Consider the following 16936-nt stretch of genomic DNA (forward strand, 5'->3'; position numbering starts at 1 on the left):
GACCTTCGCCCCTGACGCCGAGCCCGGCGCCGACACCGACACCGATACCGGCGCCGGTGCCGCCGCCGGTGCCGCCGCCGACCCGGGCGCGGAGGCCACCCGCGCCACCGACGCGATCCTGTACGACACGCTGCACAGCGCGCATCGCGGGATCGTCGTGGACTCCCCGCCGGGCGCGGGCAAGTCGACGCTCGTCGTGCGCGCCGCGCTGGAGCTGGCAGCGGCGGGCCGGCCGCTGATGATCGTCGCGCAGACGAACGCGCAGGTGGACGATCTGGTGGCGCGGCTCGCCGAGAAGGACCCCGAGCTGCCGGTCGGCCGGCTGCACAGCAACGACCCCGATCCGTACGACAAGGCGCTGGACGACCTGCCGGGCGTCCGCAAGTCGGCCAAGGCCGCCGATCTCGCCGGGCTCGACGTGGTCGTCTCCACGGCGGCGAAGTGGGCGCATGTGCAGGGCGTCGAGCCGTGGCGGCACGCGATCGTGGACGAGGCGTACCAGATGCGCTCCGACGCGCTGCTGGCCGTCGCCGGGCTGTTCGAGCGGGCGCTGTTCGTCGGCGATCCGGGTCAGCTCGACCCGTTCAGCGTGGTGGGCGCCGAGCAGTGGGCGGGCCTGTCGTACGACCCGTCGGCGAGCGCGGTCTCGACGCTCCTCGCGCACAACCCCGAGCTGCCGCAGCACCGGCTGCCGGTCTCCTGGCGGCTGCCCGCCTCGGCGGCGCCGCTGGTGTCGGCCGCGTTCTACCCGTACACCCCGTTCCGCAGCGGCACCGGCGCCGGCGACCGGCTGCTGAGCTTCGCCGTCCCGTCCGACGGCTCGGGCCCCGACCGGGTGCTGGACGAGGCGGCGGACTCCGGCTGGGGCCTGCTGGAGCTGCCCGCCCGCCGCACGCCGCGCACGGACCCCGAGGCGGTACGGGCGGTGGCGACGGTCGTCCGCCGTCTGCTCGACCGGGGCGGCGCCGCGACCAGCGAACGCTCCGCCGATCCGGTCGCGCTGACGGCGGACCGTATCGCGGTCGGCACGGCCCACCGCGACCAGGCAGCGGCGGTCCGCGCGGCCCTGGCCGAGCTGGGCGTGACCGGCGTGGCCGTGGACACGGCGAACCGCCTCCAGGGCCGCGAGTTCGATGTCACGGTCGTCCTCCACCCCCTGTCGGGCCGCCCGGACGCCACAGCCTTCCATCTGGAAACAGGCCGCCTCTGCGTCCTCACCTCCCGGCACCGCCACGCCTGCATCGTGGTCTGCCGCGCGGGCGTCCCCGAACTGCTCGACGAACACCCCTCGACGGAACCGGTCCAGCTCGGCGTGACGGTCAAGTTCCCCGACGGCTGGGAAGCGAACCACGCGGTACTGGCCCACCTCTCCGCACACCGCGTGAACTGGACCCCATGAGGCGTACTTGCGCCGGGTTGGACAATGGACGGTGGCCGAGCAGCACCTGACCGACATCGGCAGGCACGAGCAGGAGGAAAACACATGCGGGATCCCGAGCGGAGCGAGCGGCGGCGGCTGCGGCCCGCGCCTCTCCTCTTCGAGCCCTCCGAGGCGGTGGCCGACGCGGAGCACTTCTTCGACCTGGAGTCCATCGACGACCCCGCCGCGCTGCTCAGCCGGGCCACGGAGCTGACGCTCGCGTTCCGCGCGGCCACCGACCGGGCCGTCGAGTTCCAGGCGGTCGCTGCCGCCCAGCTCGCGGATCCGCGCCGGTTCGACCGGCTGACGGCGGCCGACATCGCCGAGCGGGCGGAGTGGACGGAGGACTACGCGAAGCGGATGGTCGAGTTCGGCCGTGACCTGCTGCGCGGCGAGGGGCTCGCGGAGAAGTGAGCGGTGCGGCAATCGCCCCGTGAGCGGCACGGCGACTGGCCCTGGCCGACCTTCGCGACCGCCCGCGCCCGCCCACGACCGACCGCGCCCGCCCCTGGCCGGCGCCCGGCGAGCCTCTGCGAGCGCCCGCAGCCGCTCCTGACCGGGCCTCCGCGACCGCTCGCAGCCAGCTCCGTAACCACCCGTATGGCATATGCCGGGGCACAGGTTACCCCCGGACACCCCTGCCTGTCCCGGCTTCCGGAAACTCTCAGACACAGAACCGTTACTGCGGGTAGATCTTGTTGCCATGAGCGCATGGCTACGAGATGAATCCCCGTTGAGCCCCGGCACGAGTGACGACGAGCGCCGGACCGACATCTTCGGCCTCCTCCGCGACGAGGGCTCCCACCAGACCGGTCAGGTCACCCCTGCCGGTGCGGACTGGCTCGCCTCGGCCGGTCCCTGTCCACGGTCCACCCTCTCCCTCTGGGCGGCCCGGCCGACCGCGCCCGGTGTGCTGCCGTGCGGTTCCGCCTTCGACGTGGTGAACACCCCCGCGATGTTCGGCCGCCGGATGCTGGACCGGCTGTGGAGCGAGGGCCCCGGGTCGGGGCCCGTCGCCGTGCACCGGGGCAGGACGCTGCTCTTCGCCGCCCCGGGCACCGCCCAGCGGTTACCCGCCCTGCTGTCCTGGGAGGAGTGGGGCTGCGCGGCCGACGACGAGGGCCAGGAGGCCGGCGTGCCGCCGCTGCTGTGTCACGGCACCGGCGACGCCGTGACCGTACCGCCGCTCGCCCCCGGCGCGGCCGGAGCCGCCGCGGGACCCCGCTGGGTGGTGGCACCCGACACCCGGCACCCCTGGCTGCCGGGGCCCGAGGTCCTGCTGTGGGCCTGTGTGCGGGCGGTCCGCTCGGCGGCCCGTGCGACCCTCGCCACAACGGCGGGGCGGCTGCCGCGCTCCTGCTCGTGACCGCCCCGCCGGACCCGCCCTGACCATGGCATACGGCCTCGGAAGCGGCCTCCGTAACCGATTTTTCTTCCGGCCGATCCGGGTGCTAAGGTCTACGACGTCAGCAAGCGCCGCTAGCTCAGTTGGTTAGAGCAGCTGACTCTTAATCAGCGGGTCCGGGGTTCGAGTCCCTGGCGGCGCACCGACAGGGAGAAGGCCCCTCGCTCCGGCGAGGGGCCTTCTCTCGTCATGACATCACTTACTCCGGCGGGCTCGTCGTGATCTTCACCGTGTACGCGCCGGTCGACGTACGGTCCGCCACCTCCACCGTGATGCGCTCGCCGTTCCCCGGCACGGTGAAGGTCTCGCCCACCCCCAGCGGCGCGTCGGCCAGCGGCGGATACACCGACCGGTCCCAGCACGCCTCGCTGTGCGGATGCGTGTCCACCACCTCGATGGGGCCGCCGCCCGATGCCGTACCGCCGCGCACCTTGTAGATCAGCACGCCCTCGGTGCAGGTGTGCTCGTCGTTGCCGGTCGCCGCCCGCGCCTCGATCGCGACCGCGCTCTCCGCGCCGGTCCTGACCACCGCGAGCCGGGTCCCCGCGCGCCCGCCGACGGCCGGCGCCGCCGCGATCGGCTCCAGCGTCAGCAGGGTGGTGCCGGTCGGCCGGACGCAGCGCACCTGCCGCGGGTCCAGCCAGCCCAGCTTCCACTTGTGCCAGCCGAAGAAGTCGGGCGCGAGGCCGAACTGGCTGCCCATCACGTCCCAGTCGCCGACGTACGTGTCCCAGTCGCCCTTGCCGTCGGTCGGCCGGTGGTACAGGTCGGCCAGGTCGAAGACATGCCCGGTCTCGTGGGCCAGTACGTTGCGGTCCGGCGGATGCCGTTCGAAGACGGTGACGGCGCGCTTGATGTCCGTACCGTCCGCCCGCATCGGCGTGTCGAAGTTGACGACCTTCGTGGCGTCCGAGTCGACGCCCGGGGCGTCCGGGTCGGCGACCAGGTAGACCAGGTCGTACCGGGAGAAGTCCACGCCGGGGTCGGCCACGCGCAGCGCGTCGCGCAGATACGCGGCGCGGTCCACCGGGTCCCAGTCGCGTGTTATCCGGTACGAGGTCGACGGGTGCGGCATCGTCAGCCAGCGCTTCCCCGGGTGGACGCGCAGCGCGAACTTCCCGTACGAGGCCCGCTCGTAGAACTCGCTGGTGGCGGGGAAGTGGTCGGCGACCAGGTCGCGCGGCTCGGTCAGCGGCCGGGAGTCGGGGAAGGACAGGAAGATCATCACGGCGTCGAGCGCGTGGTCGGGGCGGGGGTAGGCGTTGTTCCAGGTGTCGAGCCCCGCCGAGTGGTGCACGTTGGTCCTGGGCAGCGCGCAGGCACCCATCGACGTGGGCGTCGCGGCCACGGTCGGCCCCGCGACCAGCGAGGTGGCGGCGAGCGCCATGAGGGAGGTCAGGGCGGCGGCGACGCTGCGCAGCCGCGGCCGGTCCACTCCCCCGGGTGTCTGCTGACGCTCCACATGGACCTCCGGCTGCGGACTGGGGGACACCCCACCCACTTTGTGCCGGTTTCGCATGCAGTGCCCTGTTCCGCTGCCCCAATCGAGTGGGGAGCCCGACACCCCGGGGTTACACGGAAAGTCACAACCGATCACGAGGCGGCTGCCCTGGGCCACAGCCGCGCAGAAACGATCGTCCGATGACAGATCGTCGGCGCTCCGTTATCCCGTTCATCACGACGGAGCTGGAACGGGCCCGCCCAAAACCTCTATGATCGGCACACTTTCCCGGTCCCGAAAGGCCCGACCACCCCTGTACGACACGACTGCACCGCGGGAGCGAGCCGTGAGCGCAACCTCCGAAGGGCCGCGATCAGCGGCAGTCGCAGCGCCCGGTGACACCCAGCCGTCCGTCGGTGACACCCCATCGGCCGTCACGGAGCGTCACCCGGTAGGGAGAACAGCCGCGGCCAGAACGACGGCAGGCGGATCGGCGGCCCGGACGCAAGCCCGGACGGCTGCGGCACGCACCCCGTCCGAGCTGCGCGACTACCGCGCCGCCTTCCAGGCGGCCCAGCTCGCGATGGCCGTCCTGGACCACGAGGGCGCCGTCGTCAGCGCCAACGAAGCGCTCGGCGAACTGCTCGGCACCGAGCCCGCAGCGCTGCGCGAGCAGCCGGCCGCCGACCTGGTCGACCTGGCGTCGGACGCCCGTACGTGGCACGCGTACCACGAGGTGCTGGGCGGCCGGCGGGCCCGCTTCCGCTGCACCCGGCGGCTCAAGCACCCGGAGGGGCGCGCGCTGTGGGCCGAGGTCACCGTCGCGCCCGTACCGGAGAGCGAGAGCGTGCTGCTGTCGATCGCCGACATCAGCGACCGGCGCGAACTCCAGGCGCGGCTGCGCCACTTGCAGATGCACGACCCGGTCACCCGGCTGCCCAACCGGGCGCTGTTCTTCGAGCGGCTGTCCTCTGCGCTGGGCGCTTCGCCGTACGAGAACGACGAAGTCGCCGGTGAGTTCGGCGATTTCGGCGAGGGCGGCGCCGATGGCAGAACAGGGCGGATCGGTCTCTGCTACCTCGATCTGGACGGCTTCAAGGCCGTCAACGACACCCTCGGACACCGCGTCGGCGACCGGCTGCTGGCCGCGGTGGCGGGCCGGCTCACCGAGTGCGCCGACCACGACAGCCGCACCCGCAGCGGGAACCACCTGGTGGCGCGGCTCGGCGGGGACGAATTCGGCATCCTGGTCGAGGACTCGACCGGTACGGAACAGCTCACCGCCCTCGCCCGCTCCGTACTGGCCGCGCTCCAGCTCCCGTTCGACCTGGCGGGCCAGCGGCTCTCCGTCTCCGCGTCGATCGGCGTCGTCGAACGCACCGCGGCCGGCACGACACCCACCGCCCTGATGCAGGCCGCCGACACCACGCTGTACTGGGCGAAGGCGGACGGCAAGGCCCGCTGGACCCTCTTCGACCCGGAGCGCAACGCCCACCGGATGACGCGTCAGGCACTCTCCTCCACCCTGCGACCCGCCGTCGAGCGCGAGGAGTTCGTGCTGGAGTACCAGCCGCTGGTGGGCATGGCCGACGGGACCGTACGGGGCGTGGAGGCCCTGGTCCGCTGGAACCACCCGCAGTTCGGCGTCCTCGCGCCGAACCGCTTCATCGGCATCGCCGAGGAGGACGGCTCGATCGTGCAACTCGGCGGCTGGGTGCTGCGTACGGCCTGCCGCCAGGCCAGGCAGTGGCAGCAGGACCACCCGGACGACGAGCCCCTGTTCGTGAGCGTCAACGTCGCCGTACGGCAGGTGTGGGACTCCGACCTGGTCTCCGACGTGGCGGAGGTCCTGGCCGAGACGGGCCTCCCGCCGGGGCTGCTCCAACTGGAGCTGACGGAGTCGGCGGTGATGGGCTCGGCGGGCCGCCCGCTCCAAGCACTGCAAGCGCTCAGCGAGATGGGCGTACGGATCGCCATCGACGACTTCGGCACGGGCTACTCGAACCTGGCCTACCTCAGCCGACTCCCGGTCTCCGTACTGAAACTGGACGGCTCCTTCGTACGCGGCTTCCGCTACGACGAGGGCGCCCACCCGAGCCCGGCGGACGAAATGATCGTCGAGGCCCTGGTCCAACTCGCCCACCGCCTGGGCCTGACGGTCACCGCGGAATGCGTCGAAACGGCGGGCCAGGCGGAACGCCTGCGCGGCATCGGCTGCGACACGGGCCAGGGCTGGCTGTACTCCCGCGCGGTGTCCCCGGACCGCATCACCTGCCTCCTGAAGGACCGCACAAGGGCCGCCGAACGCCCGGCGATCATCACCCCGCAACGCGTCTGACCACCGCCTTCACCGGGCGGATATGGGTGGCCGGACCACAAGCCCACTCGTTAGCCTCGGCTGCCATGAACCAACGGCGGCGAAAGAAACTCACCCGACGTCTCTTCGCAGCCGTCCTGGGCGGGGACACCACCGCCATGAAGGCGCTCCTGCGCGCCGGGATCGACCCGAACCGAGCGGACAACGAGGGCACCACACCGCTCTACGAGGCGTCCGTGAACGGACAGGCCGAGATCGCCCGCCTGCTCCTGCGAGCCGGCGCCGCCCCGAACGCCGAAAGCAACGGCCTCGGCGCGGAAGGCACCCCCTTGTGCGCCGCTGCCTCGTGGGGCCACACGGAAACGGTCCGCACCCTGCTGACCCACGGCGCCGACCCGAACCTCCCCGAGGACCACGGCACCGGCCGAACCCCCCTGACCTGGGCAACCCTCGGCCCGCACCCCGAAACGGCGGATCTCCTCATGGCATCGGGGGCCACGCCCGCAACAGACCCTGCCGCATGAGTGGCTGACGGGCTGGGCCGCACGTAACGGCGCGCCGAGCGGCTCGTGGGAATTCGCTTGCCCAATGGTCAAGGATCGTTGACCATTACTCGCATGGCTACCGACGACCTTCCCGAGACGTTCCACGTCACCACCGACGAGCAGTTGCGCGCCGTCTCCAATCTGACGCGCCACCGGATCATGGCCGTGCTCCGTTTCGAGCCGGCGACGATTACGCAGATCGCCGGGCGGGTCGGTCTTGCGAAGGGGAGTTCCAGCTATCACGTGCGGCTGCTGGAGCGGGCCGGGCTGGTGAAGGTGGTGCGGACGCGGAAGGTGCGGGGGGTCACCGAGCGGTATTACGCCATGGCCGCCCGGTCGATCGAGCTGCCGGATCCGGGCGAGGGAGGGCCGGATGTGCTGATGCGGCATGCAGTGGCGGACCTGGAGGCGGCGCCGGCAGACGGCGAGCGGCATGTGCGGATGGCGCATCTGCGGCTCACCGACGAGCAGTTCGCAGAGCTGGGAGCGCGGCTGGAGGCCCTGGCGGACGAGTACCGGGAGCTGTCCGATCCGTCGCTGCCGGACGCGTCACTCGTCTTCGCACTGTTCCACCCGGCGCAGCCGGAGCAGGCCGAGGGGGGTGCCAAGTGACCTCAGGCGCGCGGAAGTTGCCGGCCGGGTTCGGGCGGCTGTGGACTGCGCAGACGGTTTCCTCGCTCGGCGACGGGGTGACCCAGGCCGCGCTGCCGCTGATCGCGTTGACGTTGACGCGGGATCCGATGGCGCTCGCCGTCGTCACGGCAGCGGGGACGCTGCCGTGGCTGCTCTTCGGGGTGCTGGGCGGTGCGCTGGTGGACCGCTGGGACCGTCGGCGCACGATGTGGGTCGCTGACGCGGCGCGCGCGGTGCTGCTCGCGATACCGGCGGTGGCAGCCATGCTCGATGCGCTGAGCATTCCGCTGCTCGCGGCCGTCGCCTTCCTGCTCGGCCTCGGCGGACTCTTCTTCGACACGGCCGCCACGGCCTTCCTGCCGGAGCTGCTCCACCGTGACCCCGCGCTCCTGGAGCGCGCCAACTCCCGCCTGCGCGGCGCCCAGACCGCCATGTCCGGTTTCGCGGGACCGCCCGCGGGCAGTGCGCTGCTCGCGCTCGGGCGGGCGGTTCCGCTGCTGGCCGACGCGGTGTCGTTCCTGCTCTCCGCGCTGCTCGTCCGTACGCTGCCCGCCCTGCCCCGCCCCGTGCCGGAGGTACGCGAGTCGCTGCTCAGGCAGGCGCGGGCCGGGGCCTCGTACGTCTTCCGGGACCGGGTGCTGCTCGGGCTCGCGCTCCGCCCGGCGGTCGGGAACATCGCCTTCCTCGCCGTGGAGACCGTCCTCGCCCTCTTCGCGCACGACCGCCTCGGCATCGACACCTACGGCTTCGGCCTGCTCCTCACGGCGGAGGCCACCGGCGGTCTGCTCGGTGCGGGCATCGCCTCCTCCCTCGGCCGGCGACTCGGCACCGGCACCGCGCTGACCTGCACGGCCGCCGTCGAAGGGCTTGCCATCCTGGGCCTGGCCGCCGCCCCGAACCCGTACGTGGCGGGTGTGGCGCTCGCATTCTGCGGGGCCGGTATGGGCGCCACGATGGTCCTCGGGCCCTCCCTCCGGCAGGCGATCGTCCCGGCCCACCTGATGGGCCGGGTCGCCTCCACCTCCCGCATGCTGGCCATGTGCGCCGCCCCCGTCGGGGCGTTCCTCGGCGGCTGGCTGGCCACCGCGTACGACATCCGCACCCCGCTCTACGCCGCCGCCGGCCTCCTCCTGACGATGACGGCCGTCACCGCGTCCATGACCAGCAACCGCCGGGTCGAAGCGGCATTGCGAGCCGCCGCCCCGACCGGCGGCGGTCCGGATCACCCGGCACCCCAGGATCCCGCCCAGCAGAGCGCGGACGTCTCGCCTTGAGATGGGGAGGACATGAGCGGTGGTGAATTCGGTTGACGGCATCGCTTCCGTCAAGTTAGCCGTCAAGAATCCAGATAAGCCGGATTCCATTGGCGGACCATAAACGAATGACTGGCTGTCTACGACGGATCTTTCAAGAATCCAATCCTGAAGCTCACGGATCCTATACCGATCCCGACCGCTTCGAAGTCGATGATCTGAACGAGAGCCCAACGCCCCTTGTCGGTCTGAACACAAATACTCTCATCTTCCTCGACGTCCGAAAGATTCATGTATGAGTCATTCACTTGGGCTCGACTGGCGCACTTGGGAACACTGTCGTTGGAGATTATGCCCATCGACTGAGCGTTGAGATAAAAGAAGCGCCCATCGTCCAAATTGACATCGAACCCTGGATGACTGTCTTGCGCACCCCGCACTGTTTTAGTGTCGACATCAAGGTCGTTCCTGTCTCCTACCGTGACGTCTTCAACATCTGTCATGAAGTGATCGAGCTCGTGATAAGGATCGTCGAGCGACTCGGCGCTGCCGCTTGAGTTCGGAGATACCGTCGGATCGTTCCCACCGGGAGGGGTTTCCGAAGCGGATGGAGTACTCGTATCCGCGAGCGTGGCAGTCGGCGATGCGCTCGACGGCCCGGCACCTGGCGCGGGCGCGGCGGTTCCGTTCTTGCTCTCACCGTCCGAATTGAGCGTGAAACCAACGCTTAACAGCACGACGCATATGAAGATAAGTACGGCCCCGATAAGTCGAAACTTCTTCTTTTCGTCGGTTGACAAGGTAGATCCGGCAGGCAGGGCTCCGAGTGGTCCGAAGGAAATCCGTCCATCAAACTCCGGGTACAGGAGAGACGCAAGACCGATCAGTCCGAACACGGCAAAAATGGGCGCGAATACAGTCGTGAAGAGGTTCACTCACGGTCCTCCCGATCGTTCAGTGCCGGTGGGTCAGCTTCTCACTCATGTGGCGATACGGCAGGATATTGCGGAGATCCGTCACCGACCTGCGCCCGGAGCGGCTATGAGAAGGCCGGACGATCAACGAGGCCGGCCGCGGTGGAGCACGTCGAAGCGCTGGACCGGCAGGCACGGCGCGCGGTGAGTGCCGGACCGTGCACCACCGTCCGCAGCCGCCAGAAACACGGTCGGTTGTTCCGATTCGTTTGTTCACCATCCCTCCCAGGACACCGAACAACGTTTTCGCGCTACACCTGCTGTGACGGTCGGCGCGAGTGCGCCGCGGTAATGACACGCAGCGCATGGGGGGGGCACAAGGCTGTGTTACGTCTTCACTTCACCGCCGAGGATCTGGCACGCGTCCAGGTCGCCACGGAACTCGACCCGTTGTGGGAGACCGTGCTCGGGCTGCAGCAACTGCACTGCCCCGGCCGGGGCGCGCCCGTCTTCCGCACCTGGCGCCGACGCGCCGTCGACGTGGTCGCACAACGACTGACTCGTTCGGTGCGGCTGTTGGCGGCGCTGACGCCGAACAAGGGCTACACGCCGGATTTCCTCACCCCCGCCGCGGCCGCCGCCGGAATCGACCACGGTATCGACGCGATACGGGCCACTTCGGCGGGACGGCTGCGGCACGAACTGCGTCAACTGGGCAGCGGCTGCGGTGGGTCGGGGCGCCGCGCCGCCCCCCGGCCCTGGCTGCGGGATCTCGCGGGCGGCGACCGCGACCGGATGGCTGACCTGGCCGCCGCCGTCCGTACCGTCCACCACGCGGTGATCGCCCCGGACTGGACGGATGCCCACACCCTGGCCGAGGCCGATCGCGCCCTGCGCGCGCGGGCCCTGCGGGACGGCGGCGTGCACGGGCTGCTCAACTCCTTCGGCCCCGGCATCCGCTGGGAGCCGCCGGTGCTGTACGCGGACTATCCGCTCGACCGCGACCTGCGGCTCGCCGGGCGCGGGCTGCGGCTCGTGCCTTCGTACTTCTGCTGGCGTACGCCCGTGTCCCTGGCCGACCCGGAGTTACCACCGGTCCTGGTCTATCCCGTCGGGCATGACGCCGCCGACGGCGGAACCGGGACCACCCCGCAGGCCCTGCACGCCGTCCTCGGCCGTACCCGCGCCCGTACGCTCGCCGCCCTGCACGACACGGCCACCACCGGCGAACTCGCCCGCAGACTCCGCGTCTCGCCCGCCTCCGCCAGTCAGCATGTGCACGCGCTGGCCGCCGCCAACCTGGTCCACAGCCGGCGCATCGGCAATCACGTCCTGCACTCCCTCACCCCGCTGGGCGCCGCCCTGCTGCGTGGCCGCCTCCCCGCCGACAGGGCTCTGACCTGAGCTTTTCGGGCCTCGCTGAAACGCCTCGTGCTCCGCTCGGCCGGACCGCACTCTGGTGGTCAGACGCCGTACGGCACCGACCCAACCAGGGAAACGTCAAGGGGGAACGGTCATGGCACTGCTGCGAAGTCCGGCCGGGGGACGCCGACTTGCCGCTGTCAGCGCCGTCGTGGCCTGCGCGGCCCTGGCGGTGCCTGCGGTCGTCCACGCGGTCTCCGACCCACCGTCCCACTCCTCCGATTCCTCCGCCGGCTCCGGCCGGCAACAGGCGCGCGAACCGACCCGGCAGGAGAAGGGCCTGCTGTTCACGGCGGACCAGATCCTGCTCCGCGACTGCATGAAGAGGCACGGATTCGTCTACCTGCCGGTGAAAGAGAACCCGGTCCCGGACGCCCGGGAATTCCCCTACGTCATCGACGACGTGGCGTGGGCCCGCGAGCACGGATACGGAACGGACATCCAACGCGCCCTCGCCGAGGTGCGGGAGACCGATCCCAACCAGCGCTACTTCCGCGGTCTGCCGCCCGACCGCAGGGCCGCGGCGCTGAAGGCGGCCAACGGCGGACGGATAGGGGACGTGACCGCGAAAGCCCCGGACGGCGTGGTCGCCCAGCGCAGCTCAGGGGGTTGCCAGTCGGAGGCCGACCGGACCCTCTACGGAGACCTCCAGGCGTGGTTCCAGGCGAAGTTCACCGAGGACAGCCTGACCGGGATCCGGCAGTCCGACGTCACCGGCGACCCCCGGTTCGCCGAGGTCGTGAAGCCCTGGGCCGCCTGTATGCGCAAGGCCGGCCACCCCTACCCGAGCCCGGCCCGGCTGAGGGCGCAACTGCCCCCGCCGGAACGCCCGCTGCCCCGGGCGCAGGAGGTACGGCTCGCCGTCGCCGAAGCCCGGTGCGCGACCAGTTCGGGTCTGGCCAGGACGGCGGTCGAGTTGGACCGCCAGTACGCCGACAAGCTCCGGCGGCAGCACCGTTCCGCCGTCGAAACCAGGCTCCGCCTCCAGCACGCCGCACTGCCCCGGGCCCGCGCCGTCACCACGGCCGCCGGCCCGGCTTCGTAACCAGAGGAAACCGCGCGACTACCGCGCGACAACCGCAACGAGGAGAAGACCATGCGCAAGATCCGCACCCTCCTGATCGGCACGGCGATCGCGGCCCTGGCCGTAGGCGTCGCGCCCCTCACCGCACAGGCCGCCGGATCGGCCCCTCCGGCCCCCGCCTCCGCCTCCGCTCCCCCGGCCCCGGCCGCCACCGGCTTGCTCCATGTCTACTACGACATCGGCTACACCAACTGGTGCGACGACTGGTCGGGCGAGGCCCCCGACTGGGGCTCGTGCCGCAACCAGGTCAGCTCGCTGCACAACGACGGCTACCCCGGCGCCCTGGACGACATTTGGGTGTACTGGGGGCTGAACTACACGGGCGCGCGCAGGGGCGTCGCAAACGGGGTCGGTCTGCGGGATCTGCGCCTCTGGACGTTCGACGCGAACACCGGCTCCGGCTCGGGCCAGGCGCTCGACAACAACATCTCATCTCACAGGTGGGCCAACATCTTCTGAGGAAGCTCTGCCCTACTGGTCATGGGCAGATTGGCCATGGTCAGATTGGCCATGGGCAGCGGCCCGGAGCAGCGCCTGTTCGCGCTCCGGGCTGATGCCCTTCGCCTCGTGGCCCGTACGGGACGGGCCGAACGCCTCGTCCATGCCGCCCGGTCCGAACAGCCAACTCGCCGTGTCCCGTACGGATTCGGCGACCGGGCGGCAGCGCAGACCCGCAGCGACCGCCTTCGCCGAGCTGGGCCGCCAGACTCCGGTGAAGTCGTCGTTGGCCGGTGCCCACAGCGGGAGTTCGGTCCATACCGTGATCTCGTGCTCGGTCAGGATCTCGTCGGGCACCCACACCAGTTCGGCCTTGCGGCCGGTCTCGGCGAGGCAGAGGCCGAGGAACTCGCCCCATGTCGTGTTCGCCGGCGTACCGCTGACCAGGTACGTTCCCGAGTCCTCGGCCTCGATCCGGTCGAGGCCGAAGATCGCGATGTCACGGGCGTCGATCAACTGCATCTCGTTCTCCGGTGCGCCGGGCGCGACCATCGGGCCGCCCCGCGCGGCGCGCGACAGCCACCAGGTGAGCCGCTGCGCGCGGTCGTGCGGGCCCATGATCAGGCCGGGCTCAAGGATCAACGTGCGGCCGGGGAAGCCCTGTTCGACAGCCAGTTGGCAGCCGACCTTCAGCTTGCCGTAGCCGCCGTCGTCAGGACCTGCCTGCGGATCGCCCTCGTGCTGTGGCGCGTTCTCGTCCACCGGTTCCGAAGGCCAGCCGGGGCGGGCGTTGATGGAGGAGATGAACAGGTAGCCGGCGGCCGACGAGGCGAGCGCGGCGACCGAGGCTCCGACGACCCGGGGGACATAGCCGCAGACATCCACGACCGCGTCCCAGGGACCGGCCTCGGCCAGTCGCGCCAGGTCCTCTTCGCTCTCCCGGTCGCCGCGTACGCTCCGTGCGCCCGCCGGGTCGGGCTGCGTCTTCCCCCGGTTGAAAGTGGTCACGTCCCAACCACGCCGCAGTCCTTCCTCGACGAACGCCCGTCCGAGGAACACCGATCCGCCGATCACCAGAAGTCTCATGCGTCCGAGTGTGGGCGATCGGCTGCCGCGAGCGGAACAGCGGTCTGCCGAGGGCAGAGGGGTCCCGCCGGCGTACCGGCCCCCCGTCAGGCCGTCGGCAGCCCGTACTCGTCAGCGATCAGCTCGTAGCTCCGCAGCCGCGCCTCGACCCCGTGCGCGTTGGCCGTGATCATCATCTCGTCCGCGCCCGTACGCTTCTGCAGCCCGTCAAGACCAGCCCTGACCTCGTCGGCCGTGCCGTGGATGAGGTTGCCGAGCCAACTGTTGACGAACTCCTCCTCCATCGGGCTCCACGGGTGCGCCTCCGCCTCTTCGGGCGTCGGTACGAGCCCGGGGCGGCCGGTGCGCAGCCGCACCATCGACAGGGCGCCGGTCATCACCTGGCGGCGCGCTTCCTTCTCCGTCTCGGAGGCGAAGGCGCCGACGCCGATCATCGCGTAGGGCGCGTCGAGGAAGACGGACGGGCGGAAGGACTCACGGTAGAGGTCCAGCGCCGGGATGGTGTTCTGCGCCGAGAAGTGGTGCGCGAAGGCGAAGGGCAGTCCGAGCATCCCGGAGAGCTGGGCGCTGAAGCCTGACGAGCCGAGCAGCCAGATCGGCGGCCGTCCCGTCGGGCCCTGCACCGGTCCCGGTACCGCGTGGATACGGGAGTACGGGTGGCCGTCGGGGAAGCTGTCGTCCAGGAACCGGGTCAGCTCGGCGACCTGCTGCGGGAAGTCGTCGGCCCCGGCGTCGGGCCGGTCGGTGCGGCGCAGCGCGGCGGCCGTGGCGCCGTCGGTGCCGGGGGCGCGGCCGAGGCCGAGGTCGATACGGCCCGGCGCGAGCGCTTCGAGTGTGCCGAACTGCTCGGCGATCACCAGCGGCGCGTGGTTGGGCAGCATCACGCCGCCCGAGCCGAGCCGGATGCGCTCGGTGTGGGCGGCGAGATGGGCGAGGATCACCGCGGGGGACGACGAGGCGATGCCGGGCATCGAGTGGTGTTCGGCGAGCCAGTGCCGGTGGTAGCCCCTGCGCTCGGCGAGCTGCGCGAGCGCGACGCTGTTGCGCAGGGCCTCGGTCGCTGTGGTGCCGCTGCCCACCGTGGCCAGGTCCAGTACGGACAGCGGTACGGGTGCGGTCCCCTGTGCCGTGCCGCGGATGTCCGTGCCACTGATCGCGTCGTCCACGGGTGAAGCCCTCCTGCGCGGGAAATACGGATAACACCCCCCTAACAGGAGGGGTGCTCCGGTTATTCCCCAGGCGCGACGAGCCGAGCGCGACGAACCCCCGGCCCAAGGAGCGCCGCTACACCACGCGCTTCGCGAACAGCGTGCCCAGCTTCGGTGCCCACGCCTGCCGCTCCGCGAGCCGCAGGCCCTCCCAGACGGTGACCTGGTTCGCGGTGAGGACCGGCTTGCCCAGGACCTCCTCCAGCTCCGGCAGATACGCCGCCGTGTGCAGCGCGGTGTCCGGCAGGAGCACGACCTCGGCGTCCGGGTGGTCGCCCGCCCTGGCCAGCTCCAGCACCTCGTCGCGGCCCCAGGTGCCGACCTCGGCCGCGGTGATGATGCCGCTGGCCCGGTCGGAGACGACCTCGGCGCCCGACGCCTTCAGGAAGTCGGTGAAGTAGCCGGTGACGTCCTCGGGGTACGTGGCGGCGACGGCGACCCGTTCGGCGCCGAGCGCGGTGATCGCGTGGGCGAAGGCGAAGGACGTGCTGGACGCGGGGAGTCCGGCCGCCAGGGCGAGCGTCCGCACCTGCTCGTGCGCGCCGTCCCAGCCGTACACGAAGCTGCCGCTCGTGCAGGCCCAGACAACCGAGTCGGCGCCTGCCAGCCGCAGCTCCTCGACGCCCTCGGCGAGCCGCTCGTCCGCGCCCATCCGGATCAGGGCGTCGACGCGGTGGGCGTCCTCGCCGATCTCCGTGTGGAACAGCGGCAGTCTGATGTCGCTGTCGAAGAGCATCTCGATGCGCGGATAGTCGTCCTCCGCGGAGTGCCCGGGGTAGAGGAGTCCGACGGTCGTCATGTCCAGCCTTCCTGTTCGTCCGGCGGCTGCTCCGGCGGCTGGATCTGCTTGGGCAGCACCGGTTCCTGTACCTGGAGCACGGGCTCCGACAGCACCGGCCGCGCCGGAGGCGGGTCGAGCAGCAGTCGCTGGTACGGACCGACGGCGTGTGCGCCGAGCTTGCGCAGTGCGGACCACATGGTGACCTGGTTGGCCGACAGCACGGGTATGCGCAGTTCGGCCTCAAGCTGCGGTATCACGTCGTACGTCGCAAGATTGGTGCAGCTAATGAAGAGCGCGTCGGCCGCCCCGACGACGGCCTGCCGCGCCATGTCCATGACTGAGCGGTACGGGACCTTCCAGATGTCCCGGGTCAGCCCCAGAAAAGCGCGACCAGTGACGGATACCCCCACCTCGGCCAGGTACTCCTCCAGCGACCGGGTGACCGACTCCGTATAGGGCGTGACCAGCGCGATCCTGCTCGCGCCCAGCTCGGCGAGCGCCTCGACGAGGGCGCCGGACGTGGTGACCGAGGGGACGTCGCCCGCCCGCGTCATCGCCTCGCACATGGCGCGCTCGCCGGCCGGGCCGCCGACGAAGCTGCCCGACGCGCAGGCGTAGGCGATGACCTCGGGTTCGGAGGCGCCGAGCGCGCGGACCGCCTCACCGAGGGTTTCGTGCTCGCTGACCAGCCGGGCGAGGTCCAGGGACACCTCGACGGGTACGTACGGGGTTCTGGTCAGGCGCAGCGAGATGTCGTCGGGCACCCACCGCCACAGTTCGCGGTCGAGGGCGAAGTCGAAAGGAGCGACCACACCTACACCACGCTGTGGCTGCGGCCCGCCCAGAAAGGAGACATTCAACACTGGCCCCCTTACGGACCGGCCGCTGAGCAGCCGGTCATCGTGTCTTGTTGACGAAGGTAGGAGCACGGTGCGAGCGTGGTCAATCCGTACAAGTCAGACGTTGCATCGAATTTTCTTGAGCGAAAT

16 protein-coding genes and 1 tRNA gene are annotated in these 16936 nt (G+C 70.9%); 11 read left to right on the forward strand and 6 right to left on the reverse strand.

Annotated features, from left to right (window positions below):
* Positions 1 to 115 precede the first annotated feature (115 nt).
* The 4 genes from ACZ63I_RS15630 to ACZ63I_RS15645 all read left to right on the forward strand — a co-directional run bounded on the left by ACZ63I_RS15630 (position 116) and on the right by ACZ63I_RS15645 (position 2967).
* Positions 116 to 1399, forward strand: coding sequence for a DEAD/DEAH box helicase family protein (locus ACZ63I_RS15630; protein ID WP_469339252.1), 1284 nt, complete (start codon positions 116 to 118; stop codon positions 1397 to 1399).
* Positions 1400 to 1483: 84 nt separating this feature from the next.
* The gene (locus ACZ63I_RS15635; RefSeq protein WP_469338954.1) at positions 1484 to 1834 is read left to right on the forward strand and encodes a hypothetical protein; all 351 of its coding nucleotides are present in this window, start codon (positions 1484 to 1486) and stop codon (positions 1832 to 1834) included.
* A 289-nt stretch (positions 1835 to 2123) separates the two neighbouring features.
* Entirely contained in the window at positions 2124 to 2786 is a 663-nt protein-coding gene (locus tag ACZ63I_RS15640; RefSeq protein ID WP_469338956.1) for a bifunctional DNA primase/polymerase, read from the forward strand.
* Between the two features lie 107 nt (positions 2787 to 2893).
* Positions 2894 to 2967, forward strand: a tRNA-Lys gene (locus ACZ63I_RS15645).
* Positions 2968 to 3024: 57 nt separating this feature from the next.
* Here the strand turns inward: ACZ63I_RS15645 and ACZ63I_RS15650 are convergent.
* On the reverse strand, positions 3025 to 4344 hold the full coding sequence (locus ACZ63I_RS15650; RefSeq protein WP_469338958.1) for a M6 family metalloprotease domain-containing protein: 1320 nt from the start codon (positions 4342 to 4344) through the stop codon (positions 3025 to 3027).
* A gap of 268 nt (positions 4345 to 4612) precedes the next feature.
* Here ACZ63I_RS15650 and ACZ63I_RS15655 point away from each other — a divergent pair, with 268 nt between their 5' ends.
* From ACZ63I_RS15655 to ACZ63I_RS15670, 4 genes are all read left to right on the forward strand, one after another.
* Entirely contained in the window at positions 4613 to 6604 is a 1992-nt protein-coding gene (locus ACZ63I_RS15655) for a putative bifunctional diguanylate cyclase/phosphodiesterase (RefSeq protein WP_469338959.1), read from the forward strand.
* 65 nt (positions 6605 to 6669) lie between these two features.
* Positions 6670 to 7107 carry an ankyrin repeat domain-containing protein gene (locus ACZ63I_RS15660; RefSeq protein WP_469338960.1) on the forward strand — a complete coding sequence of 146 codons (438 nt, stop codon included), beginning with the start codon at positions 6670 to 6672 and terminating at the stop codon, positions 7105 to 7107.
* Between the two features lie 93 nt (positions 7108 to 7200).
* Positions 7201 to 7740: an ArsR/SmtB family transcription factor gene (locus ACZ63I_RS15665; protein WP_469338962.1), complete on the forward strand. Its 540-nt coding sequence runs from the start codon at positions 7201 to 7203 to the stop codon at positions 7738 to 7740.
* A complete protein-coding gene (locus ACZ63I_RS15670) occupies positions 7737 to 9035 on the forward strand; it encodes an MFS transporter (protein ID WP_469338963.1) in 1299 nt (432 codons plus the stop codon). Before ACZ63I_RS15665 ends, ACZ63I_RS15670 begins: the two co-directional genes overlap by 4 nt.
* A 119-nt stretch (positions 9036 to 9154) precedes the next feature.
* Here ACZ63I_RS15670 and ACZ63I_RS15675 read toward each other — a convergent pair whose 3' ends face one another.
* Positions 9155 to 9949, reverse strand: a complete 795-nt coding sequence (locus ACZ63I_RS15675; protein WP_469338965.1) for a hypothetical protein — start codon at positions 9947 to 9949, stop codon at positions 9155 to 9157.
* 363 nt (positions 9950 to 10312) lie between these two features.
* Between ACZ63I_RS15675 and ACZ63I_RS15680 the strand changes: the two genes are divergently transcribed.
* The 3 genes from ACZ63I_RS15680 to ACZ63I_RS15690 all read left to right on the forward strand — a co-directional run bounded on the left by ACZ63I_RS15680 (position 10313) and on the right by ACZ63I_RS15690 (position 12893).
* Positions 10313 to 11332 (forward strand): ArsR/SmtB family transcription factor, encoded by a 1020-nt coding sequence (locus tag ACZ63I_RS15680; protein ID WP_469338967.1) that lies wholly within the window; start codon positions 10313 to 10315, stop codon positions 11330 to 11332.
* A gap of 112 nt (positions 11333 to 11444) precedes the next feature.
* Positions 11445 to 12395 (forward strand): hypothetical protein, encoded by a 951-nt coding sequence (locus tag ACZ63I_RS15685; protein WP_469338969.1) that lies wholly within the window; start codon positions 11445 to 11447, stop codon positions 12393 to 12395.
* A gap of 51 nt (positions 12396 to 12446) precedes the next feature.
* Positions 12447 to 12893, forward strand: a complete 447-nt coding sequence (locus tag ACZ63I_RS15690; RefSeq protein WP_469338970.1) for a hypothetical protein — start codon at positions 12447 to 12449, stop codon at positions 12891 to 12893.
* Positions 12894 to 12905: 12 nt separating this feature from the next.
* On the opposite strand, the gene ACZ63I_RS15695 is transcribed toward ACZ63I_RS15690, so the two are convergent.
* The 4 genes from ACZ63I_RS15695 to ACZ63I_RS15710 form a co-directional block, all read right to left on the reverse strand.
* Positions 12906 to 13958 carry an NAD-dependent epimerase/dehydratase family protein gene (locus ACZ63I_RS15695; protein ID WP_469338972.1) on the reverse strand — a complete coding sequence of 351 codons (1053 nt, stop codon included), beginning with the start codon at positions 13956 to 13958 and terminating at the stop codon, positions 12906 to 12908.
* 86 nt (positions 13959 to 14044) lie between these two features.
* Positions 14045 to 15124, reverse strand: coding sequence for an LLM class flavin-dependent oxidoreductase (locus ACZ63I_RS15700; RefSeq protein ID WP_469338973.1), 1080 nt, complete (start codon positions 15122 to 15124; stop codon positions 14045 to 14047).
* Positions 15125 to 15242: 118 nt separating this feature from the next.
* Entirely contained in the window at positions 15243 to 15965 is a 723-nt protein-coding gene (locus tag ACZ63I_RS15705; protein WP_469338975.1) for a maleate cis-trans isomerase family protein, read from the reverse strand.
* Positions 15962 to 16807 carry a maleate cis-trans isomerase family protein gene (locus tag ACZ63I_RS15710; protein WP_469338976.1) on the reverse strand — a complete coding sequence of 282 codons (846 nt, stop codon included), beginning with the start codon at positions 16805 to 16807 and terminating at the stop codon, positions 15962 to 15964. Before ACZ63I_RS15710 ends, ACZ63I_RS15705 begins: the two co-directional genes overlap by 4 nt.
* Positions 16808 to 16936: the final 129 nt, after the last annotated feature.

The organism is Streptomyces sp. NPDC087906, assembly GCF_055584925.1.